Source organism: Candidatus Nanoarchaeia archaeon (assembly GCA_035290625.1).
In the GTDB taxonomy this organism is placed as follows: domain Archaea; phylum Nanobdellota; class Nanobdellia; order Woesearchaeales; family DATDTY01; genus DATDTY01.
The window spans coordinates 1-5,456 of record DATDTY010000057.1; the positions used below are offsets into that span (position 1 = coordinate 1).

At 48.1% G+C, this 5,456-nt stretch carries 6 protein-coding genes; all 6 read left to right on the forward strand.

All coding sequences use genetic code 11. From position 1 onward, the window contains the following. Positions 1-258, forward strand: a 258-nt coding sequence (locus tag VJB08_05435; protein HLD43397.1) for a hypothetical protein, incomplete at its 5' end; no start/stop codon positions are given. Between the two features lie 24 nt (positions 259-282). Next, on the forward strand, positions 283-576 hold the full coding sequence (locus VJB08_05440) for a hypothetical protein (GenBank protein ID HLD43398.1): 294 nt from the start codon (positions 283-285) through the stop codon (positions 574-576). Positions 577-754: 178 nt separating this feature from the next. Then, entirely contained in the window at positions 755-1,663 is a 909-nt protein-coding gene (locus VJB08_05445) for a hypothetical protein (GenBank protein HLD43399.1), read from the forward strand. A 4-nt stretch (positions 1,664-1,667) separates the two neighbouring features. Further along, positions 1,668-1,820, forward strand: a complete 153-nt coding sequence (locus VJB08_05450) for a hypothetical protein (protein HLD43400.1) — start codon at positions 1,668-1,670, stop codon at positions 1,818-1,820. Beyond that, positions 1,808-4,876 carry a DUF2934 domain-containing protein gene (locus VJB08_05455; GenBank protein HLD43401.1) on the forward strand — a complete coding sequence of 1,023 codons (3,069 nt, stop codon included), beginning with the start codon at positions 1,808-1,810 and terminating at the stop codon, positions 4,874-4,876. Before VJB08_05450 ends, VJB08_05455 begins: the two co-directional genes overlap by 13 nt. A 37-nt stretch (positions 4,877-4,913) precedes the next feature. After that, the gene (locus VJB08_05460) at positions 4,914-5,237 is read left to right on the forward strand and encodes a hypothetical protein (GenBank protein HLD43402.1); all 324 of its coding nucleotides are present in this window, start codon (positions 4,914-4,916) and stop codon (positions 5,235-5,237) included. Positions 5,238-5,456 lie beyond the last annotated feature (219 nt).

Here is a 5,456-nt window from a genome sequence, read left to right on the forward strand (position 1 = left end):
GGTGTTTTCATGAAAAAAGCTCAAGGCTTGCCATTGAACGCAATCGTCATAGCAGCATTAGTCTTGATAGTCCTGGTTGTTTTGATACTTGTTTTTACAGGAAGGATTGGAAGTTTTGTAGGCGGAGTTCAGAATTGTGAAGCCCAAGGTGGGAGTTGTAAAGCTTCTTGTGACCCAACAGAAGCGCCTCTCGGAGACCGAGACCAAACAAGCTGCGGCGCTACTGCTGTATGTTGCATCCCAACCCCAACTGGATAAGGAACTGCGAGATTACAAAAAATTATGAAAAAAGCCCAAGGACTTCCGCTCAATGCAATCGTCATAGCAGCCCTAGTGCTCATAGTCCTTGTGGTTCTTATTCTCATTTTTACAGGGAGGATTGGAGGCTTCAGCTCTGGAACTCAGGTAGCTGTTGCAGAGTCATGCCTTGCAAGAAACAGCCAGGACACTGCCAATACCTATACATGCGAGGTCGCTACCCAGTGTACTAATGAAGGCTTCACTAACTTAGGAGAAACAAAAGACTGCAAACTCCTTGACAAGATTTGCTGCCGGGTCTCGCGTAGTGCTGAATAAATCAACTCTAATCCAGTTTCCCCACCGCAACCTATAAATACCCTCTTTCTTCAAAGCAGTTTATGAAAAAAGGAGCAGTCCAGGTTACCTTTGAAACCCTTGTCTATGCTATCCTGATCATCGTTCTCATCGCAGTCATAGGCATTGCGATCAACACTGCTGTCCAGAGGTTCTTTCCATGAAAGGAGCCCTCGCGCCAGAAACCTTGACAGTGATCATCATCCTTCTTGTAGCCCTTGTTATTCTTTTATGGGGAGGAAGCGCCTTTGGCGACGTCCTTAAAGGAGCAGCAGGAAAAAGCCAGTGCTCATGGTCATTCTTCCTCTCTTCAGAGACCCGCTTTCTGGGAGTCGCAGGAATCCCTCCAGAATGCGAGATGAAAAAAACAACAATAACCTGGGCTGGCCTTGAGGCAGGCACAGCCAATGCAAGGAGCCGGATACAGTTCTTTGAAAGAAACCCAGAATTTCAGGATTATGCAAGCTACTTTATAGAAAACAAAAACAAAGAGCACATCCTTGAGGAATATGTCCTCGACGAGATTATCGCAAATGAGATGAAGGGCTGCACAGATAAAGTCCTCAACTACAAGTTCCCCTTATTTGATGAGTGGTGGAAGCTCTGGAAATGGGAAGGAACTCCTCCTGAAACAACGATCCAGGCATTAACGCAATGGATCCCAAGATACAACAAGCCTCCGGTCTTTTGCGTAGTCTGCGCAAGATACCTCTTTGATGAGGAAGTCCAGCAAAACCTCAATCAGCCAATAGCCTCACTGCCAAGCTTTATGCTCTCAAATCCAGCTCCTTATGACCAGAAAAACAGGAATTATCTTGATTACATCACTGATTCAGAAAGCTCAGGCTATTTCACTCCAGCCTACCAATTCGACACCCAAAAGCCATGGGCAGTTGTCTATGCCAGAGTAAACACATTAAAAGGGTTCACCTGGGCTGCAAATGCTGTCAACACGATCACGTGGCCAATAACCCCGGTCGTCAGCGAAGAAACGATCCAGCCTCTCAACACCATGAACCTTATTCCTTATAATGATGTATCAAGCATCTGCAATTACGCAATATCATGACACCATGAGCAGATTCAAAAAAGCCTCCATCGGTTGGGACCACATCATTGCCATGATTATAGGCCTCCTTGTCATCATCGTCCTCATCTTTATTGCCATAAAATCAAAAGACAAGCTTGCTGAGATCTTCAGCCAGATAAAGCAATGGTTTACCTGAAAAAAGGCCTGGTCTGGTCAACATTGATCCATGCTCTGCTAGGCATCGCCCTGATCGCAATCATTGCAGGAATACTCTTCCCCATCAAAGATTATGTAAATGAGAAATTCTTTGACGAGGAAGGAGCATTCAGCTTTTCCCCAAAGGACAGATTCATTCCCTACGGCTCACGGCTTTCCTCTGAGGAAAAGATCGTTGATGATTCTATGAAAGCCCTGCAATGCGCGATAGACAGAACAGCGAGCAGCCAAACCGACTGGAGTATCTGCCCTTCAGGCTTTACAGAAGTGACGCAAGACCCCTATCAGAACAAGAAATGCTGCCAAGTCACCGAATTCTTCGCAGCTGCGGGATCAGGCGGCGTCTCCTCCCAGTCTTCCTCTTATCGGTGGGCAACGGATTGCAGCGAACTCGCAACATCAGGCATTGGGCGTACATCAACCTCTGCTGAGGCAGGCAACAGCCTGTGCAAAAAAGACTGCACTCAGGGAGACATCAGATACGGCTCTGTCTGCGTCTCCTGCTCCTCAGGCCAATGCCAGGTCAAAGGGTTTGAGCTTCCGCAAAAAACAACATTTACAGACGAGTGGTTTGCGGGAGTCGGAGATCCAGATTTCATAGTCTATTACGAAAGTTTTCCCTGGGGCATTGAATACGACTGGCAGCCATCAGGGTTCAGTTTTGTGAGGGACGTCGTAATCTTAGGCTCAGTTGCAAACACCATAGTCCCTGTAGGCCAGCTCTTTGGAAAAGGAATACGGCAGGTGGTCAATGCCTATAGGCTCTCCAGAACCCAGAACCTTGAGTTTAAAGAAGCCCTCCGGCAATTTGCAGAGCGCCAAGGCCTCCCAACCATAACAGACGATGTTCTTGAGGAGTTTGCCAATCTCTACCAGAAGCAAAGCTACAGAAGGCTGATCCAGACGCAGTTTCTTTATGAAAACCTCCTTGGCGCTCTCCCTGCAGCCCAGGCATCAAGAATCGATGACTTCAGAAGAGCGCTTTTTAATAAAATAATGGATCTTGAAAGAAGAGGACAGCCAATAGACCCTTCAGCAATAGTTAATCAGCTAAAAGACGAAACTCACCAACGTCGCGCATATGTCAAATGGCAGCAGCGCGGCAGCCCCGAAGACTTTTCACGATCAACGCAGGACTGGGCCCAGGCAGAACAAGAGCTCAGATCAGAAGGAAATCTTCTTTTCAATGATGACGCTCTTCCAATCCTCAGGCAAAAGACACCAGAAGCCCTGCAGCCTTTTTCCGCAGCAATAGAGCAGGGCATCATCCGCAAGGCAAAGATCCGAGATTATTTTGAAAGGTTCCTGCTGAAAAAAGAGGGCAGCAGGATAGTCCTCAATCCAAACGAATTCCAGAAGCTCTTCAGCAGGAATGCAGGGAGCTATTTTAATACTCTGAACAATGAGCAAAAGCAAACATTCCTCCGGAAATCACTTGAATATATGGATGACGTTCTTGCAGACCAGAGAGGAGTCGCAGGCCTCAACTGGCAGTCCATACTTGGCACGAATGACCCTGCCATTATCGCCCAGCTCCAAAACGAATTTAATAACCTCATAACCCAGCCGAATATCGCAGCCCTCTTCACAGGCCATGGCCTGGAAACCCTGCAAATCCTTAGGGCAGGAGACAGGCTTGTGCGCTCGATCCCCATTATTGGCAGGAGGACTTCCGATGTTGGCCGTATCTTTATCATCCCTGCAGGAGCTGCTCTGGGAGCAGCAGAATTCGTCTGGGATTCCCGGGCAGCCCGCTACACAGCAGCATTTGCAATCGGCAGCATCCTTGCGCAGCGCGATCTGATGGAAAACAAGTATACGCCCAAAGGCATCAGCACCTTGGCAGTTACGCGGCCTTTCGAGGACCAAGAGCGCGCAAGAACCTATACACTGCAGGCCCCGGGCATAGATACCACCTACCTCAATCTTGAGATGGACACAGGAGACAATTCCCGCTTTTTCCTTGTAAGCCCCTGCAAAGCAGACATTACTTTAAGAAAGACGCGCGCGAAATGCGCAATACAGGCAGGGGACTACCTTCTTCAGACGAATCAGCCTATCGAAAATGAGTTCTCAGAAATTGAAGAGGCTCAAGTGACTAATATTAACTGGTTCAGAGGAGACGGAAGAAGCGCCTTCCTCACTCCGGCAGAACAGCAGGACGCAGTGGATGCGTGCCTCTCCTATCCTATCCGATACCAAAATTGCTTTAACCAGCTCTTCAAGCAGAGCCAGTCTCAACAAGAGCCGTTTGCTCAGGCAATCTTGGAATCAGTGAAAAAAGCAATACGATTCATGGAGGCCTATAGTGTCTCAAACCTCTTCACACAAGATCGGGACATCAGCGCCCAAGGACTGCAGCCTATCGGCTCTGATCCCAACTTCAGATATTTCGCCTTTTTTAGGGATGCAGCGCTCCGGGAATCTTCTTTCCAGATTGTTCCAACAGACACCTTCCAAAGATACAAAGATGGCTCCTTATCCGGTGAGAACTTCCAGAAAGAAGTGCTGGACCACTTCAAGAGCATCCTCTACCAGGGAGATTTAAGCTCCATCTCTAACCAACTCCAGGCAATCAGGAGCATGAAGCAGGAGCACGACACCAATGGCGGCTATGAACCCATTTTCATGCAAGGAGGAGTGCTTTGGAACCTTGCAGCAGACTCTTACTTTAATTACAACACACTCCAAGCACAGCCGCAGACAGTTGTTAAGACCTGCTCCAATTTTGAGCCTGTTACTTACACCTCTCATGTAATAGAAAACCAAAACTATCAGAGCGGATTTGCCCATATTGATGCAGTCACAATAGCCGCAGACCTTGATCTTTCCTATGGGTCAAACTATTGTTATCTTGGACCAAGAACCACATCCGCCATCCTCTCCTGGTCCTTTACAGGAGTCGCAGTAGGCATTGACTTTGCAATAGCCACAACTACAAGTCCTGCAGGGGCTATAGTAATCGCGCCTATCACTGGGGGAGCTGCGGCTTACCTCACCCATCTGGTTACGCCAGCATGGCCCAACCGCGAATAATAAACTATATTAACCCAAACCTCCTAAGCAGTAAACAATGAAAAAAGCAGACCTTTCCCTCAACACAGTTGTCATGGCAATCCTTGCCTTAGTTGTCCTTATAGTCCTTATTCTCGTCTTTCGCGAGCAGATAGGGTCAGCAGCGCAGCGCTATTTCAACATCGGAGACGATGCAGAAAAAACCGCATTAGGCAAAAAATGCCAGAGTTTCCTCTCTCGCTCAACAAGGCAGTGCGGAGATGCAAACGCTCCTCCGACTCAAGATTATGAATGGAGGAGCCTTGGCTCCATGGAAGACTGCCAATCTGGGCAGGTTTGCTGGGAGCGCGGAAGAAGAATAGAAACCTCAACACCCAGCTAACCCAACTCCGGTGAAAGTCGGAGCTGCCGTCCATTTTCGAGGCTTTTTTTTCGTCACAATGTGCAGCGACAAGGGGGGCGTCCCTCACGGGGATATGTCGCTTTGAGCTGAGGCATTCGGAGCCGAGACTGGCGACAGCCACGAAGTGAGACTTTCACCTGCTGACCCAAAACCTTTAATAACCCTCTTACCGTAAATTCTTCTATGTCAAAGAAAGGG

Excerpts from the sequence above, each read along its gene's own strand:
- VJB08_05440 (HLD43398.1), top strand. The coding sequence starts at position 283 with ATGAAAAAAGCCCAAGGACTTCCGCTCAATGCAATCGTCATAGCAGCC.
- VJB08_05445 (HLD43399.1), top strand. The coding sequence starts at position 755 with ATGAAAGGAGCCCTCGCGCCAGAAACCTTGACAGTGATCATCATCCTT.
- VJB08_05450 (HLD43400.1), top strand. The coding sequence starts at position 1,668 with ATGAGCAGATTCAAAAAAGCCTCCATCGGTTGGGACCACATCATTGCC.
- VJB08_05455 (HLD43401.1), top strand. The coding sequence starts at position 1,808 with ATGGTTTACCTGAAAAAAGGCCTGGTCTGGTCAACATTGATCCATGCT.
- VJB08_05460 (HLD43402.1), top strand. The coding sequence starts at position 4,914 with ATGAAAAAAGCAGACCTTTCCCTCAACACAGTTGTCATGGCAATCCTT.